The organism is Brevundimonas sp. 1080 (assembly GCF_040545985.1).
Lineage (GTDB): Bacteria > Pseudomonadota > Alphaproteobacteria > Caulobacterales > Caulobacteraceae > Brevundimonas.
Genome location: NZ_JBEPMW010000001.1, coordinates 1,001,464 through 1,017,988, shown reverse-complemented (window position 1 = coordinate 1,017,988; position 16,525 = coordinate 1,001,464). Strand labels below are relative to the sequence as shown.

At 68.0% G+C, this 16,525-nt stretch carries 15 protein-coding genes; 11 read left to right on the top strand and 4 right to left on the bottom strand.

The window, feature by feature from the left end; genetic code table 11:
• The first annotated feature begins 12 nt into the window (after positions 1-12).
• Genes ABIC32_RS05160 through ABIC32_RS05150 form a run of 3 tightly spaced genes read left to right on the top strand, consistent with a single transcriptional unit; the run spans position 13 to position 2,857 of the window.
• On the top strand, positions 13-801 hold the full coding sequence (locus ABIC32_RS05160; RefSeq protein WP_284878118.1) for a class I SAM-dependent methyltransferase: 789 nt from the start codon (positions 13-15) through the stop codon (positions 799-801).
• Positions 789-2,369, top strand: a complete 1,581-nt coding sequence (ubiB, locus tag ABIC32_RS05155) for a 2-polyprenylphenol 6-hydroxylase (RefSeq protein ID WP_354072798.1) — start codon at positions 789-791, stop codon at positions 2,367-2,369. Before ABIC32_RS05160 ends, ubiB begins: the two co-directional genes overlap by 13 nt.
• Positions 2,370-2,383: 14 nt before the next feature.
• Positions 2,384-2,857: a hypothetical protein gene (locus ABIC32_RS05150; RefSeq protein WP_174085385.1), complete on the top strand. Its 474-nt coding sequence runs from the start codon at positions 2,384-2,386 to the stop codon at positions 2,855-2,857.
• Between the two features lie 3 nt (positions 2,858-2,860).
• Here the strand turns inward: ABIC32_RS05150 and arfB are convergent, their stop codons facing one another.
• The 4 genes from arfB to ABIC32_RS05130 form a co-directional block, all read right to left on the bottom strand.
• The gene (gene arfB / locus ABIC32_RS05145; RefSeq protein WP_017505001.1) at positions 2,861-3,265 is read right to left on the bottom strand and encodes an alternative ribosome rescue aminoacyl-tRNA hydrolase ArfB; all 405 of its coding nucleotides are present in this window, start codon (positions 3,263-3,265) and stop codon (positions 2,861-2,863) included.
• The gene (locus ABIC32_RS05140) at positions 3,262-3,720 is read right to left on the bottom strand and encodes a YaiI/YqxD family protein (RefSeq protein ID WP_174085386.1); all 459 of its coding nucleotides are present in this window, start codon (positions 3,718-3,720) and stop codon (positions 3,262-3,264) included. Before ABIC32_RS05140 ends, arfB begins: the two co-directional genes overlap by 4 nt.
• A gap of 83 nt (positions 3,721-3,803) precedes the next feature.
• A complete protein-coding gene (locus tag ABIC32_RS05135) occupies positions 3,804-5,183 on the bottom strand; it encodes an amidohydrolase family protein (protein ID WP_354072794.1) in 1,380 nt (459 codons plus the stop codon).
• Entirely contained in the window at positions 5,183-6,661 is a 1,479-nt protein-coding gene (locus ABIC32_RS05130) for an amidohydrolase (RefSeq protein WP_354072792.1), read from the bottom strand. The genes ABIC32_RS05135 and ABIC32_RS05130 overlap by 1 nt, the downstream gene beginning before the upstream one ends.
• A 149-nt stretch (positions 6,662-6,810) precedes the next feature.
• On the opposite strand from ABIC32_RS05130, the gene trmB reads away from it, so the two are divergent.
• The 8 genes from trmB (at position 6,811) to ABIC32_RS05090 (ending at position 16,518) form a co-directional block, all read left to right on the top strand.
• On the top strand, positions 6,811-7,527 hold the full coding sequence (trmB, locus tag ABIC32_RS05125; RefSeq protein ID WP_354072790.1) for a tRNA (guanosine(46)-N7)-methyltransferase TrmB: 717 nt from the start codon (positions 6,811-6,813) through the stop codon (positions 7,525-7,527).
• 35 nt (positions 7,528-7,562) lie between these two features.
• The gene (locus ABIC32_RS05120; RefSeq protein WP_354072788.1) at positions 7,563-8,057 is read left to right on the top strand and encodes a DUF1993 domain-containing protein; all 495 of its coding nucleotides are present in this window, start codon (positions 7,563-7,565) and stop codon (positions 8,055-8,057) included.
• Positions 8,058-8,197: 140 nt separating this feature from the next.
• Entirely contained in the window at positions 8,198-8,797 is a 600-nt protein-coding gene (rimP, locus tag ABIC32_RS05115; RefSeq protein WP_066555243.1) for a ribosome maturation factor RimP, read from the top strand.
• Entirely contained in the window at positions 8,797-10,530 is a 1,734-nt protein-coding gene (gene nusA, locus ABIC32_RS05110; protein ID WP_354072786.1) for a transcription termination factor NusA, read from the top strand. Before rimP ends, nusA begins: the two co-directional genes overlap by 1 nt.
• A gap of 18 nt (positions 10,531-10,548) precedes the next feature.
• Positions 10,549-11,208 carry an RNA-binding protein gene (locus ABIC32_RS05105; protein WP_354072784.1) on the top strand — a complete coding sequence of 220 codons (660 nt, stop codon included), beginning with the start codon at positions 10,549-10,551 and terminating at the stop codon, positions 11,206-11,208.
• A gap of 108 nt (positions 11,209-11,316) precedes the next feature.
• Entirely contained in the window at positions 11,317-14,349 is a 3,033-nt protein-coding gene (gene infB, locus ABIC32_RS05100; protein ID WP_354072782.1) for a translation initiation factor IF-2, read from the top strand.
• Positions 14,350-14,590: 241 nt separating this feature from the next.
• Positions 14,591-15,016, top strand: a complete 426-nt coding sequence (locus tag ABIC32_RS05095) for a DUF2141 domain-containing protein (protein WP_354072780.1) — start codon at positions 14,591-14,593, stop codon at positions 15,014-15,016.
• Between the two features lie 23 nt (positions 15,017-15,039).
• Positions 15,040-16,518: a carotenoid oxygenase family protein gene (locus ABIC32_RS05090; protein ID WP_354072778.1), complete on the top strand. Its 1,479-nt coding sequence runs from the start codon at positions 15,040-15,042 to the stop codon at positions 16,516-16,518.
• Positions 16,519-16,525: the final 7 nt, after the last annotated feature.

Sequence of the window (16,525 nt, the reverse complement as noted above, 5' to 3'; positions counted from 1 at the left end):
TAGACGACGACTATGACCGACGCCTCCTCCCACGGCCCGCATTCGTCGGGTGATCGTTCCTCCTTCGGCTTTCGCGACGTGGATGCGCGCGAGAAGGTGAAGATGGTGCGCGGGGTCTTCGATTCCGTCGCCTCCAACTACGACGTGATGAACGACCTGATGAGCGTCGGCGTCCACCGCATCTGGAAGGACATCGCCGCCGCCAAGCTGAACCCGCGTCCGGGCGAGACCATTCTGGACGTCGCGGGCGGCACCGGCGACATGGCGCGTCGCTATTCCAGGATGGCGCGCGCGGCGCAGGAGCGGCGCGGCGGCGAGGACGCCAATGTCATCGTGCTGGACTACAACGCCGAGATGATCCTGGCCGGCGTCCACAAGGGCGGCGAACCGGAGATGCAGTGGAGCGTCGGCGACGCCATGAACCTGCCGCTAGCTGACGCCTCGGTCGACGCCTATTCGATCAGTTTCGGCATCCGCAACGTGGCCCATATCGACAAGGCCTTGGCCGAGGCGCGCCGGGTGCTGAAGCCGGGCGGTCGGTTCCTGTGCCTGGAGTTCTCGCGCCCCACCACCACGCCGATCCGCAAGGTCTATGACGCCTGGTCCTTCCACGCCATTCCGCGCATCGGCGGCTGGGTCGCCAAGGATCGCGACAGCTATCAGTATCTGGTCGAGAGCATCCGTCGGTTCCCCGATCAGAATACGTTCAAGGGCATGATCGAGGACGCCGGCTTCCGCCGCGTGTCCGTGACCAATCTGTCGGGCGGGATCGCCGCCATCCATCACGGGTGGGCGATCTGACCAGCCGGATCTATCGCACGGCCCCGCCGCCGCCCGCGACGGTCGCGGTCCAGAACCCGGTTGCGTCCTTCCTGCGCCTGCTGGGCTGGCTTTGGGTCTTGGCGCGTCATGACGCCCTGATCCCGCGCGAGGTGACCCATCTGCTGCCGGCCTGGACGCGACCGTTTGCTCGGTTCGTGCAACTGTTCTCAGGTCGAGCTGGCCGCCAGGGTCGGCCGGGCCAGAGGCTGGGCAAGGCGTTCGAACATCTGGGCCCCGTGGCGATCAAACTGGGTCAGGTTCTGGCCACGCGCGCCGATATCTTCGGGCTGGAATTCGCGCGCGATCTTGGCCGGTTGAAGGACGCCCTGCCGCCGTTCTCTCTGGAAGAGGCGCGTCGCGAGATCGAGAAATCGCTGGGTCGTCCGGCCGAAAGCCTGTTCATCGACCTCAGCCCGCCGGTCGCCGCCGCCTCCCTGGCCCAGGCGCACCGCGCGACCCTGGCCGATGGGCGGGCCGTCGCGGTCAAGGTGCTGCGGCCGGGGGTCGAGCGGCGGGTCGCCAATGGCCTGGATTCGATGCGTCTGGCCGCCCGGCTGGTCTGGCGGCTCGTGCCGATGGCGCGGCGTCTGGAGCCGTCCGCCTTTGTCGAGACCATCGCCAACTCGCTGGATCTGGAGTTGGACATGCGGCTGGAGGCCGCCGCCGCCAGCGAGATGGCCGAGGTGCTGGCCAAGGACGGATATATGTCCGCGCCGGCCGTGATCTGGGACGGGGTGGGCAAGCGCGTGCTGACGCTGGAGTGGGCGCAAGGCGTGCCCATGACGGATCCGGCGCTTACGGACCTGCCAGGATTGGACAAGGATCAGCTGGCCGACAATGTCGTGCGCGCCTTTCTGGTGCAGGCGTTGGACCACGGGGTGTTCCACGCCGATCTGCACGAGGGCAATCTGTTCGCCAGCGCGCCGGCTCATCTGACGGCGATCGACTTCGGCATTGTCGGGCGATTGGGACCGGCGGAGCGGCGCTATCTGGCCGAGATCCTGTGGGGCTTCATCAGTCGCGACTACGACCGGATTTCGCGCGTGCATTTCGAGGCCGGCTACGTCCCGCCGCACCACTCGGTGGAGACCTTCGCCCAGGCGCTGCGCGCGGTCGGCGAGCCGGTGATCGGCCGCGCCGCCAGCCAGGTGTCGATGGGCCGGCTGTTGGGCCAGTTGTTCGAGATCACCGCCCTGTTCGACATGCGGCTGCGGCCCGAACTGATCCTGCTGCAAAAGACCATGGTCTCGGTCGAGGGCGTGGCGCGCCGCCTGCAACCCGACCACGACCTGTGGAAGGCCGCCCAGCCGGTGGTCGAACGCTGGATCCGCCGCGAACTGGGACCGCAGGCCCAGGCCCGCGATGCGATCAACGAAATGATCGCCGCCGCCCGCGCCATCTCGCGCCTGGTTCAGGAGCCGCCGCGCCCGGGCGCGGTGGTCATCGAAAAGTCGGGAACTCCGGCTTGGGTGGCGGCTTCAGTCACGGTCGCGGTCATCGCGGCCCTGGCGGCCTTGGGCCTTTCGCTCTGGCCCTATCTGACCTGACCGGAGCTTTCGCTATGAAGCCGACCTTGATGAAGACCGCCATTGTAGCCGCCGTCCTGCTGGCGCCCGTGCCCGCCTTGGCTCAGGCGGCCGCCGGCGCCGTGCCGAACGCCTTCGACCGCCCGGCTCAAGCCGCAGCACCTCAAGCCCGTCCCGCCGCTGCGCCCGCAGCGGCGTCCGCCGCCCAAGCTCCCGACATCGCCCGTTCGGAAGAGGCTTTGCGCGCCGTGATCGCCAGCGCGCAGGGGACCGGTTTCGACTATTCGGATTTCACGACCGGCCTTGGAACCCAGATCCGTCAGCAGGAAGCCCAGGTGGTCCCACTGATCAAGGGCTTCGGCGCCGTCAAGACGGTCGAATACGTCAAACAGGAAGGCGAGGCCCAGATGTTCAAGGTCACCTTCGACAATCAGGTCACCGAATGGCTGATCGGCTTCGACGCCGAGGACAAGATCGCGGCCCTGCTGTTCCGCCCGGCCGAGCGCTGACCGTTAGTCCAGCGAAGGCTTGCCGCGCCCCGACTTGATCGAGGCGCGGGTCGTCTTGGCCTTGAGGCGGCGTTCCTTGGACGCCTTGGTCGGACGTGTCGGCACGCGATAGACGGGGCGGATCGAGGCCTCGTCCACCATGGCTTGAAGCCGTTCGATGGCGTCGGCGCGATTGCGCTCCTGGGTGCGGTGACGCACGGCGGTGATCAGGATCACGCCTTCCAGCGTCAGCCGGCTGCCGGCCAGCTTCATCAGCCGCGCCTTGACCGGATCGGTCAGCGACGGCGAGTTCTTCACATCGAACCGCATCTGGACGGCGGTCGAGACCTTGTTGACGTTCTGCCCGCCTGGACCGCCCGCGCGGTAGAAGTGAAACTCAAGCTCGTCCTCGGGGATGACGGTGGTCATGTCGCCGCCTTGCGCGCCTTGACCACGGCCTGGTCCAGCGCTTGCAAGAAACGCGAACGGTCGGCGGCCGAGAACGGCGGCGGACCGGATGTGGCCACGCCCATCGACCGCAGATGCTCGCCCACCATCCGTCCGGCAAGGGCCGAGCCGATGGAGTCCGGGGTGAAGGGCTGGCCGTTCGACTTCAGCGCCTGTGCGCCCGACTTCAGACAGCGGTCCGCTAGGGGGATATCGGCGGTGATGACCACGTCGCCTACGCCCGCCCGCTCAGCGATCCAGTCGTCGGCGATGTCTGGGCCGGCGTCCACCACCACCTGTTCGATCAGCGGCTCACGCGGAACCTGCATCCAGGTGTTGGAGACGACATAGGTCTTCAGCCCATAGCGGCGGGCGACGCGATACACCTCTTCCTTCACGGGGCAGGCGTCGGCGTCGATGTAGAGCGCGGTGGGCATGGGCCTGACCTAGCGCGGACGCGGCCAATGAAAAAGGGCGGGACCGTGCGGCCCCGCCCTTTACGTTCAGACCAAAGCGGTCCTTAGTTGCGATAGGCCGGCGGCATCGGCGTCTGCTGGCGATAGCGGTCGCGCAGCATCAGCGGGCGGCTGGTCAGGGGCTGTTCGACGCCATTGACGAAAACGGCCGACGGTTGGCTAAGCGGCTCCAGCGGATCGCCGGACCAGACCACGACGTCACCCGCTGCGCCCGGTGCGATCTGGCCGAACTGCCCGGCCATGCCGAAGATCTTCGCCGGATTGACCGTCAGGGCGGCGATGGCGGCGCTATAGGGCAAGCCGTGCGAGACGGCGTTGCCCGCGTTGTAACGGGCCTCGCGTGCGCGGTGGGTCGAGCCCTCGTTGCCCTTGATCGCGATGACGACACCCGCCGCGTTCAGAGCCGCTGCGTTTTCCGCCCGCGCCGCCCGCATCTCGAAATCGCTGGGCAGGTTGGAGATGGGGTTCAGCAGCACCGGCACGCCGGCTGCGGCGATGTCGCCGGCGACCAGCCAGCCTTCCTCGGCGCCGTCCAGGATCAGTTTGATCCCTTCCTCGCGCGCCAGGCGCAGCACCTGCTGAATGTCTGAGGCGCGGTGGACGGTCACGATCAGCGGCATCGTCCCGTTGGCGACGGGGATCAGCGCCTCGAGATCGGCGCGCGACAGGCTGAGGTCGCGCAGGCCCGCCCGCTCATAGGCCGACTTGTTGCGGGCATAGAGGCGGACTTCCGACAGCGTCTCCTTGAACAGGACGAACTGCGCGCCGCGCGCGCCTCCGGCGATGCCGGCTCCGGCCTCGCCGAACGGGGCGACCATGGCCACGCGCGGCTTGACCAGAATGTTCGAGCCCTGGCCCAGATTGATGATCGCCGCCTGACCCGCGAACAGGCCCGGCGTCTGATAGCCGCCGTCGCCGGCGCCGGCCGTCTCGTCCTCATGGACATGGCCGCCGGAAGAGCCGGGATGCTGGGGCACGACGATGGCGCGGGTGATGCCGCCCAGCCGCGCGACTGGCAGGGTGAAGGACCAGGGGTCCAGGCCGTACGAGATGTCGAAGGCGGCGCTGAGCGTATTGGCGCTGTTGCGCAGTTCGTTGGTGCCGCTGACCGAGCCGACTTCGGTCCCGGCCAAGCCGGAATCCACGGCGACGAAACCGGGCGCGACCGTCTTGCCCACTGCGTCGATGACGCGGGCGCCGGACGGCGCGCCGCCTGAGCCCACCGAGACGATCTTACCGTCGCGGATCACGACCGTGCCGTTCTCGATGACGGAGTCGCCGGTCAGGATGCGCCCGCCGACGATGGCGACGGTTTCATTTTGGCCTACCGCGCTTCGCGCTACTTGAGGCCCGGACTGCGCAAGAGCAGGGGCGGCGAGCGACAAGGCCGCGACGGCGCCCGCGAGGATGTGAGACAGGCGCATCAGCGGGCTCCTTCCGTGACGTTGGCGGCGGTCAGGCCATAGCCCGGCTGACCCAGTTCGAAGTCGCTGGTCGGCTGATAGGCGGGGTTGCTGCGATCAAAGGTCAGGGCGCCGTCGATGAAGACCTGATCGGCGCGGGCGTAGATCGAGAAGGGATCGGCGCTCCAGATCACCACGTCGGCGCGCTTGCCGGGCTCCAGCGACCCGGTCTGGTCGGCGATGCCGATGGCCTTGGCGGCATTGGAGGTGATCCAGCCGATGGCGTGCTCTTCGGAAATGTTCAGCCCGGCGCGGCGACCGGCCGACAGGGCGGCCGCGGCTTCCTGGTTGAGCCGTTGGGTCAGTTCGGCGTCGTCGGAGTGGATGACGGCGCACGATCCCTGCTGGGCGTCGACCAGAGCGGCGTTCTCCTCGATGGCGTCCAGGGCCTCCATCTTGAAGCCCCACCAGCCGGTCCACATGGCCGCGCAGATGCCGTTGGCGGCCAGTTGCGGCGCCAGCTTGTAGGCCTCGGTGGCGTGGTGGAAGGTTGTGATGCGGTAGCCGAACTCCTTGGCCATATCCATCATCAGCGCCATCTCGTCGGCGCGGTAGCAGTGGTTCTGGATCAGGATCGACCCGTCCAGAACGCCCATCAGGGTCTCGTTCTGCAGGTTGCGGGTCGGGGCGGCGCCTTCGCCGTCCTCGCGCCACTTGTCCCATTTGGCCTTGTAGTCGCGCGCGGCGATGAAGGCGGCGCGATAGCCGGCCATATTGCCCATGCCCGTCGCCGGGCTCTGGTTGCGGCCGCCATAGACGCGCGACGGGTTCTCGCCGCAGGCCATCTTGACCGTATAGGGGGCGGCCGGGAACTTCAGGCCCTGCATGGTGATCGAGGGCACGTTGCGGATCGTCACGCCGCGTCCGCCGAACAGATTCGCCGAGCCGGGCAGGATGTGAAGCGTGGTCACGCCGCCGGCGCGGGCGGTGTTGAAGCCGGGGTCCTGGGGCCACAGCGAATGTTCGGCCCAGACCTGGGCGGTGTTCGGGCTGGTCGCCTCGTTGCCGTCGCTCATGCCCGAGACGCCGGGCGACGGATAGACGCCCAGGTGGCTGTGCACGTCGATGACGCCGGGGGTGACATAGCGGCCGCGCGCCTCAACGACGCGATAGCCTGAAGGGACGGGGGTCGAGGCGTCGCCGACGGCGGCGATCTTGCCGTCCGTGACCACGACCACGCCGTTCTCGATCTTGCGATCCGTGCCGGTCAGGACGGTGGCGCCGACCACGGCGAAGTTCTCGCGCGGCAGGGGCTGATAGGTCGAGGGATAGGGATCCAGCGTCGTCGCGGGATCCAGGCCGGCGGCCAAGGTCCGGTCCCTCGACGGTTTCGCGGCCGTATCGTCAGGGGTCTGGCCGGTGGTGGCGCAGGCCGACAGGCCCAGCACGGCGCATGTAATGGCCGCGAGGCTGACGCCCCGCAGATGATGTCCGATCATCGAAATCCCTCTCCCGCGAAGCGTCAGCCCCGACGCCGCTTGTGATCGGCATAGAAGGGCGTTCGGCCGCGACCGTCAAAAGGTTTCGGCGTTCGTCTTCTGGACGCTAGTTCTGGACGCTTTGGCCGGCGACGGCTAACGGCAGACGCATGAACGCCGATGACCGTCCCGAGGACGAAAACCCGCATCTCGACCGCCCGCTGCGATCGTTCGGCCGCATCAAGGCCCGCCCCATTAAGCCCCGCCAGGCGGCATTGATGGAGACCCTGCTGCCCGAGATCGCCGTGCCCGATCCCAAGGCCGGGCCGCTGGACCCCAAGACGATGATGCCCGAGGCGACCGAGGTCTGGCTGGAGATCGGCTTCGGCGGCGGCGAGCATATGGCCGCCCAGGCGGCGACGCGGCCCGACGCCCTGGTGATCGGCTGCGAGCCCTTCCTGAACGGCGTCGCCTCGGCCCTGCGTCACGTGGAAGAGGGCGGACTGAAGAACGTCCGCATCCATGCCGACGACGCGCGCGACCTGGTCGACGCCCTTCCGGACGCTTCGGTCGATCGGGTGCTGATCCTGTTCCCCGACCCCTGGCACAAGGCGCGCCACAACAAACGCCGTCTATTGCAGGACGAGACGGCCCAGGCCTTCGCCCGCATCCTGAAGCCTGGCGGGACCCTGCGCTTCGTCACCGATTGGCTGGACTACGCCGAATGGGCGCTGGAGCGGCTGAACCGCACTGAGGGCCTGGAGCGACTAGGTCCAGCCGACCAGGACTGGTTCGTCCCGCCCGCCGATCACGTCGTGACCCGCTACGAAGAAAAGAAGCTTGGCGACACGACCCCGGTCTTCCTTGAATATCGGCGCGTTGATTAGCAGCTAAGGGGTCGTTCCAACCGGACCTGACCTCCTTGGCCTTTTCGATCTACGACGCCTCGGCGCCCGTCTTTTTGCGCACGCTGAACAATCTGTCGGCCTTGCTCGACAAGGCGCTTGCCCAGGGGTTCGATGAGGCAGCCCTGATGGAGGCGCGTCTCGCCCCGGACATGAACCCGTTCCCAGCCCAGGTGCGCACGGCGGCGTTTTCGGCGCGGGCTTGCGTCGCCCGGCTGGTCGGACAGGACTGGCCCAAGACGGACGATACCGAAGCGTCGTTCGCCGAGCTGAAGGCCACCATCGCCCTGTCGATCGCCTATATCGAAAGCGTGCCTCGCGACGCCTTCCAGGGCGCCGAGGCGCGCGAAGTGGTGCTGAAATTCCCCGGCGGGCAGCACGAGTTCAACGGCGTCGATTATCTGACCGGGTTTGCGCTGCCGAACTTCTTTTTCCACGTCACCATGACCTACGCCCTGTTGCGCGCGGCGGGCGTCGAGATCGGCAAGCGCGACTATCTGGGGCCGCGCTGACGGCGGGTTTGATCGCGGGGGGGCTGACAACCCCTTTCGGTTGGCCTATATGGCGCTCACATCGTTAGACCGGCGTCCAACGGCGTCGTTCCAAGCGGCGGCCCGGACGGACCGCCGCTTTTGTTTTGGATATTCGTCGCTTGCGCGCAAGAACCGCCCAGGATCGCCAACTGCTGGACCTGATCGACCCTATCGCGGAGTCGTTGGGCCTGGACGTCGTGCGCGTGCGCCTGATGACCGGCTCCAAACGTCAGCGCCTCCAGATCATGGCCGAGCGGCCGTCCGACCACGACATCTCGGTCGAACAATGCGCCAAGCTGAGCCGCGCGGTGTCGGAAGTGTTCGACGCCGCCGACCCCATCCCCGGTGAATATATGCTGGAGGTGTCGTCGCCCGGCATCGACCGGCCCTTGACCCGTCCCATCGACTTCGACCTGTTCGAGGGCGAGGAGGCGCGTCTGGAAACCGACCGCATGATCGAGGGCCGCAAGCGGTTCAAGGGCGTGCTGGCCGGCTATGAAGACGGCAACGTCCTGATCGACCTGGACGGCGAGGACGACACCGCCCTGATCCCCTTCGACTGGCTGAGCGACGCGAAGCTGGTCCTGACCGACGCCCTGATGAAACGGGGCGCCGCCATTCGTGCCGCACGCGGCGAACCTGAAGACGACGGCCTTCCCGAAGGGGAAGCCTCCGACCTGACAACCGACACCACGACCCCTTCTGAGGACAACGCCTGATGGCCGTCACTGGTATTTCCGCCAACCGCCTCGAACTGCTGCAGATCGCCGAGGCCGTCGCCCGCGAGAAGAACATCGAGCGCGAAATCGTCATCGAGGCGATCGAAGAAGCGATCCAGAAGGGCGCAAAGTCGCGCTACGGCGCGCATCACGACATCCGCGCCAAGATCGACCACAAGACCGGCGAGCTGTCGCTGACCCGTCACGTCACCATCGTCGAGGACGACTGGATGCCGGAAGACGAGCTGGAAGAGTTCAACGACAGCGCCATGGTGCGCCTGAAGGACGCCTCCAAGCGCGATCCCGAGGCGGTGGTCGGCAAGGAATACGTCGAGAACCTGCCGCCGTTCGAGTTCGGTCGGGTGCAAACCCAGATGGCCCGCCAGGTCGTGACCGGAAAGGTCCGCGAGGCCGAGCGCGCCAACCAGTACGAAGAGTTCAAGGATCGCGTCGGCGAGATCGTCAACGGTACGGTCAAGCGCGTCGAATACGGCAACACCATCGTCGATCTGGGCCGGGGCGAAGGCGTCATGCGCCGCGACCAATCCATCCCGCGCGAAGTGTTCAACATCGGCGACCGCATCCGCACCTACATCTACGACGTCCGCCCCGAGGCCAAGGGCCCGCAGGTCATGCTGTCGCGCGCCCACCCCGGCTTCATGGCCAAGTTGTTCGCCCAGGAAGTGCCGGAAGTTTATGACGGCGTGATCGAGATCCGCGCCGCCGCCCGTGACTCGGGCTCGCGCGCCAAGATGGCCGTCCTGTCGAACGACAGCTCCATCGATCCCGTCGGCGCCTGCGTCGGCATGCGCGGCTCGCGCGTTCAGGCGGTCGTCGCCGAACTGCAGGGCGAGAAGATCGACATCATCCAGTGGAATCCGGACGAGCCGACCTTCATCGTCAACGCCCTGGCCCCGGCCGAAGTCTCCAAGGTCGTGCTGGATGAAGAAGCCGGCCGCGTCGAAGTGGTCGTGCCGGACGAGCAGCTGTCGCTGGCCATCGGCCGTCGCGGCCAGAACGTCCGCCTGGCCTCGCAACTGACCGGCTGGCAGATCGACATCATCACCGAGGCTCAGGACTCCGAGCGTCGTCAGCGCGAGTTCGCCGAGCGCACCGGACTGTTCCAGGAAGCCCTGGACGTCGACGAAGTCATCGCCCAGCTGCTGGTCACCGAAGGCTTCGCCACGGTCGAGGACCTGGCCTACGTCGATCCGTACGAAGTCTCCGAGATCGAAGGCTTCGACGAAGAAACCGCTGAAGAGCTTCAGGCCCGCGCCCGCGAATATCTGGACAAGAAGGCCGCCGAGCTGGACGCCAAGCGCGTCGAACTGGGCGTCGAGGACGGCGTGCTTCAGGTGCCGGGCGTCACCCTGCCGATCGCCGTCGCCCTGGGCGAAGGCGGCGTGAAGACGGTCGAGGATCTGGCCGACCTGGCCACCGACGAAATCCGCGGCGGCTATGAGGTCAAGAACGGCGAGCGGGTGAAGGTCCCCGGCGTGCTGGAAAACTTCAATCTGGCGCAGGAAGACGCCGAGCTGCTGATCCTGCAGGCCCGCGTCGCGGCCGGCTGGATCGACGCTTCGGAACTGCCGCAGCCCGAGCCGGAAGAGTACGAAGAAGAGGGCGACTACGCCGAGGGCGAATACGATCCGGACCAGGTGTTCGGCGACGCGCCCGCCGAAGACGACCCGGCCGAGGGCGAAGAGTCCGACGCCGAACCGTCGAACGCGTGATGGGAGACCTGGCCACATATGAGCTTGCGCGACGCAACGATCGATAGGGAACGCCGGGACCTCGTCTCTCACGAGGTCATGGACGAATCTCGCCTGATCCGTTTCGTCGCCGGGCCCGATGGCCAGGTGGTCCCCGACCTGGGCAGGAAGCTGCCCGGACGCGGCCTGTGGGTCGAAGCCAGCCGCGCCTCAGTCGAGGCGGCGGTCAAGAAGAACGGCTTCACCCGCGCGGCCAAGACCAAATTGACCGCCCCGGCCGACCTGGCCGATGTCGTCGAACGGCTGTTGACAAGGCGCTGTCTCGACCAGCTAGGTCTTGCCCGGCGCGAAGGCGTTCTTATATCCGGCTTCGAGAAAACCGCGGCGAGCCTGCGTGCGGGCAAGGCCGCCTGGGTGCTGGAAGCCGCCGATGGCTCGGCCGACGGGCGCGGAAAGATCCTCGCCCTGGCCCGTCATCAGACCGCCAAGATCTGCGGCGCGTTCACGGCGGACGATTTGAGTTTGGCCCTTGGGCTGGAAAATGCGATACACGCCGTCCTGCTTGCGGGCGGACGCGCCGATCGCTGGACCATCGAGGTCGAACGACTGGCTGGATTTCGGCCGCTTCGCCCCCCTCACTGGGACGTTTCCAGTGTCGAGGACGGATCGGCGGGAGCACCCCCTACAGGGGCGAGCTGAGGATTTTAGCGGCCGAGGGCCTGTCTCCAAGGGCGGAGACGGGCTCACGGTCGTTCATGGGTATTAGATGAGGACGGCGGGCCTTTCCGCCCCGAGTAAAGCGACCGGATGAGCGACGAAAACGACAAGACCAACCAAGGCCAGGGCAACACGGGCGGCACGCCGTCCCAGACGGGGCCGCGCGCTCCGCTGAGCCTGAAGCCGCGCGTTGTGGGATCGGTGCCGACCGGCACCGTGAAGCAGAGCTTCAGCCATGGCCGATCCAAGACGGTGGTGGTCGAGACCAAGCGCCGCGCCGGCGCCGGCGGACCTCAACGTCCGCAGGGCTTCGATGTCGCGCGTCCTCAACAGGCCGCGCAGGCGCCGCGTCCGCAAGGTCCGCGTCCGTCGCAACCCGCCGGCGGCGCCCTGTCGGCCGAGGAGCAGGAAGCCCGCCGTCGCGCCATCGCCTTGGCCACGCAAGCGAACGCCGCCAAGGCTGACGCCGCCGCCGCCGCCAAGGCCGCCGCAGACGCCGCAGCCCGCGAACAGGCCGCCGCCACCGAACGCGCCGCCCAGGCCGCTCGCGACGAGGCCGCGGCCGCCAAGGCCGCCGCGGAAGCTGCACGCGCCGAAGCCGCCAAGCTGACGGCGGCTGCGCCTGTCGCGCCGGCCAAGCCCGCACCCAAGCCGGCCGCGCCCGTGGCCGCCGCGCCTGCGCCTGTCGCGCCGACCCCGGCGCCTGCGAATCCGGCCCCGGCTGCGCCCGTCCGTCCGGCCGCTCCGGCCCGCCCGGTGGTCAACTTCGGCCAACGTGTGCCCAAGCCCGGCAATCCCCAACGCGCCGCACCCGAGCGTCCGGCCTTCGGCGGCCGTTCGGCCCGCGAGCAGGCGATGGGCGGCGGCGATCGCGCCTATTCGGACCGCCCGCAGAGCGATCGCCCGCAAGGCGACCGTCCGCAGGGCGCCCGTTCGGGCCCTAGCGGTCAACGTCCGCAAGGCGCCAAGCCGGCCGAGCCCGTCCGCTATTCGGCCCTGAATCCGCGTCCGGCGCCCGGCGCCGCCCGTCCCGGCGGCGCGCGCACCGGCCCTGGCGGTCGTCCGACCCCGAACGCCCCGCCGGCCGAGGCCAATGTTCTGCGTCCGGCCCGTGCGCCCGGTGCCGGCTTTGGTCGTCCGGCCGGTCGTGACGACGATCGCGAGAAGCGCTTCTCCGACGCCGGCAAGGCCGTCAGCCGCACGCGCGGCGAGCCCAAGCGCCGCGAAGGCCGCATGACCATCCAGTCCGTGGTCGGCGACGGCGACGCCGCCGAGCGGATGCGCTCGCTGGCCTCGGTCCGCCGTGCTCGCGAACGTGAGAAGGAAAAGCGCAAGGGCGGCTCTACCGATGCGCCCAACCGTCCGCGTGAAGTCGTCATCCCCGACGTCATCACCGTGCAGGAGCTGTCCAACCGGATGGCCGTTCGCGGCGTCGACATCATCAAGTTCCTGATGAAGCAGGGCCTGATGATGAAGATCAACGACGTGATCGATTCCGACACCGCCGAACTGGTGGCCGAAGAGTTCGGCATGGCCGTCAAGCGCGTCTCGGAATCCGACATCGAAACCGGCTTCCTGGGCGAGGACGACGACGCCGACGCCTCCGACACCCGCGCGCCGGTGGTGGCCATCATGGGCCACGTCGACCACGGCAAGACCTCGCTGCTCGACGCCCTGCGCACGACCGACGTCGCCGGCGGCGAAGCCGGCGGCATCACCCAGCACATCGGCGCCTATCAGGTTCGCCTGCCGGACGACCAGAAGGTCACCTTCCTGGACACCCCGGGCCACGCCGCCTTCTCGGCCATGCGGGCGCGCGGCGCCAATGTGACCGACATCGTGGTCCTGGTTGTCGCCGCCGACGACGGCGTCATGCCGCAGACCATCGAAGCCATCCAACACGCCAAGGCGGCCAACGCGCCCCTGATCGTGGCGGTCAACAAGATGGATAAGCCCGGCGCGACGTCACAGAAGGTCGTCAACGAGCTGCTGCAGTACGAAGTCATCGCCGAAAGCCTGGGCGGCGAGACCCAGATCATCGAGGTCTCGGCCAAGGAGCGGATGAACCTCGACGGCCTGCTGGAAGCCATCCTGATCCAGGCCGAGGTTATGGACCTGCGCGCCAACGCCGATCGCTCGGCCGAGGGTGTGGTCATCGAGGCCAAGCTGGACAAGGGTCGCGGCCCGGTCGGCACCGTCCTGGTCAAGCGCGGCACGCTGAAGCGCGGCGACATCGTCGTCGCCGGCGGATCGTGGGGCAAGGTTCGCGCCCTGCTGAACGAGCGCAACGAGCAACTGACCGAAGCCGGTCCTTCGGTCCCGGTCGAGATCCTCGGCCTGGACGAGGCGCCCTCGCCCGGCGACGTCTTCGCCGTGGTGGAGTCCGAAGCCCGCGCCCGCGAGCTGACCGAATACCGTCAGCGGGTGAAGCGCGAGAAGGCCCAGGTTTCGGGCGGCTCGGTCTCGCTGGTCGATATGATGGCCAAGCTGGGCTCCAAGAAGGCCTCGGAACTGCCGGTCGTCATCAAGGCGGACGTGCAGGGTTCGGCGGAAGCCATCATGGGTTCGCTGGACAAGATGAGCACCGACGAGGTGCGCGCCCGCACGGTCTACTCCGGCGCCGGCGGCATCACCGAGAGCGACGTCAACCTGGCCAAGTCGGCCGGCGCGCCGATCCTCGGCTTCAACGTCCGAGCTTCGAAACAGGCGCGCGATCTGGCCGAGCGCGAAGGCGTCGAGATCCGCTACTATTCGATCATCTACGACCTGCTGGACGACATCAAAGGCGTGCTGTCCGGCATGCTGGCGCCGTTGCAACGCGAAACCTTCCTGGGCAACGCCGCTGTCCTTCAGGTGTTCGACATCTCCAAGATCGGCAAGATCGCCGGTTGCCGGGTGTCGGAAGGCGTGGTCCGCAAAGGCGCGCGCGTCCGCATCATCCGCGACGACGTCGTGGTGCTGGAGCTGGGCACGCTCAACACGCTCAAGCGCTTCAAGGACGAGGTCAACGAGGTCACGGCCGGCCAGGAATGCGGCATGCAGTTCCAGGGCTTCCAGGACATCAAGGAAGGCGACTACATCGAGTGCTTCACGGTCGAAGAGATCAAGCGCACGCTGGACTAGTTCCTCGTCGCGAGCACGAAGAGACCAAGGCCCGGAACTCAGATTCCGGGCCTTTTCTTTGCGGCACGGACACGATGCGTTCGAAGTGTTCGTTCGCGCTTCGCGAATAAACGGGGGTGGTCGTTGGCGAACTGCGGCCGTTCATCGCCGCAAGCGCGGTGGTGAAGGGCAGGGGACGACGGCACGGTCCGGTCGTCGAGGGCCGGTCGTCGGTCCTCTCACTGACACAGGACACGCCGTCATGAAGACCGTCACCGCCATCGCTCCCGTCCTCGCTCTCGCCGCTGCCCTGTCAGCCGCGCCCGTCTTCGCCGCGGACTTGACCGTCGCCTTCCCGAGCGCGGCGCCCCAAGGCCAGATCATGGTTGCCGTCTTCAACAGCGAGGCCAACTATGGCGGCGAGGGCCAGCCGGCCCAGGTGGCCATGCTGGACGCCGCCGCCGGCCAGACCAGCGTGACCTTCGACGGCCTGCCGGACGGCGACTATGCGGTGCGCGCCTTCCACGACCTGAACGGCGACGGCAAGATGAACACCAATCCCTTCGGCATGCCGGTCGAGCCCTTCGCCTTCTCCAACAACGCTGTCGGCAATATGGGACCGGCGTCTTGGGAGCGCGCCAAGTTCGCGGCCGCCGGCGCGACGACCCAGTCGATCGACCTGAAGTAAGCGACGAAAGCCGGAGCTTGATCATGACCCCCTCCCGCCGTTCATTCCTGATGGGCGCCGCCGCCCTCTCGGCCGCGGTCGCTACGCCCGAGATGGTGCGCGCCGCCGCCGCCCTGGACGCTGTCGCCGCGACGAAGGCCGACTGGGCGCTGGCGACCCAGGACGTCGAAGGCGACATCGCGCGCCAAACGATGCGCCTGGTCCACGGCCGGGCGCCGGCGGGGTTGCAAGGCGCGCTGTATCGCAACGGACCGGCCAAGTTCCGGCGGCAGGGCGGGTCGGCAACCCACTGGTTTGACGGCGACGGCATGATGCGCGCCTTCCGCATCCAGGACGGCCAGGCGACGCTGGAGGCGCGGTTCGCCGACACGCCCAAGCGCCGCACGGAGACGGAGCTGGACGCGGTGGTTACGCCGGGCTTCGGCACCAAGGGCGACGACCGCGCCCGCATCGGCTCGAACGACGACGCCAACGCCGCCAACACCGCCGTCATGGTCGCCGGCGATCAGGTCTGGGCGCTGTGGGAGGCGGGATCGCCCCTGGCCCTGTCGGCGTCGGACCTGTCGACGGGCAACTTCGTCACCCTGCGCGATGATTTGAAAGGCATGCCGTTCCAGGCCCATCCGCGCTACGCCCCCGACGGCTCGATCTGGAACGTGGGGTCGGCGGGCAGCCAGGCCGTCATCTGGCATCTGCGCCCGGATCGCAGCCTGAGCGACGCCCAGGTCGTGCCTCTGCCGCGCGCCAGCTATATGCACGACTTCACCGCCACGGACCGGCACGTGATCCTGGTGCTCCAGCCCTGGGTGTTCGCGACCCACGCCATGCCGGTGACCGCGGGCCTGGCCTGGAGACCCGAGATGGGGACCCAGGTCCTGGTGTTGGACAAGGACGACCTGTCGAAGCGCCGCCTCTATGAGGTGCCCAGCTTCTTCCATTTCCACCTGGGTGACGCCTGGGCTGAGCGCGACGGCACGATCCGCTTCGATGTCGCCGCCAGCGGCGATCCGCGCTTCGCGGTCGATGGCGCGCGGGTTCTGGTGGATGGACATGGGGTCGTTCCGGGCGATCCGGCGAAAATGGCTCTGATCACCCTGCGCCCGGATGGACACGCCCACATGACCTACAGCGCTGTCGTGGGTGAATTCCCGAAAGCCGATCCGCGTCGTGCGGGGCTGAAGCGCGGCCTGACCGCCCATACCTCCGGCGAGGCTCGCGGCCGGCCCTTACCGACGGGACTGGCGGTCCACGACTGGGACAGCGGTCGCTCGCGCGCCTTCGAGTTCGGCGTGCATCAGGTGGTCGAGGAGGCGGTCTTCGTGCCCAAGCCCGGCGCGACGGCGGAACGGGACGCCTGGCTGGTTGGACCGTCGGTCAATCTGAAGGACGGGCGGACGGAACTGCACGTCTTCGACGTGGCGCGGATCGAGGACGGCCCGGTCGCGACCTGGCAGGCGGACGTGGCCCTGCCGGCCGGCTTCCACGGCGTGTGGGCAGGGTAGGGCCGAA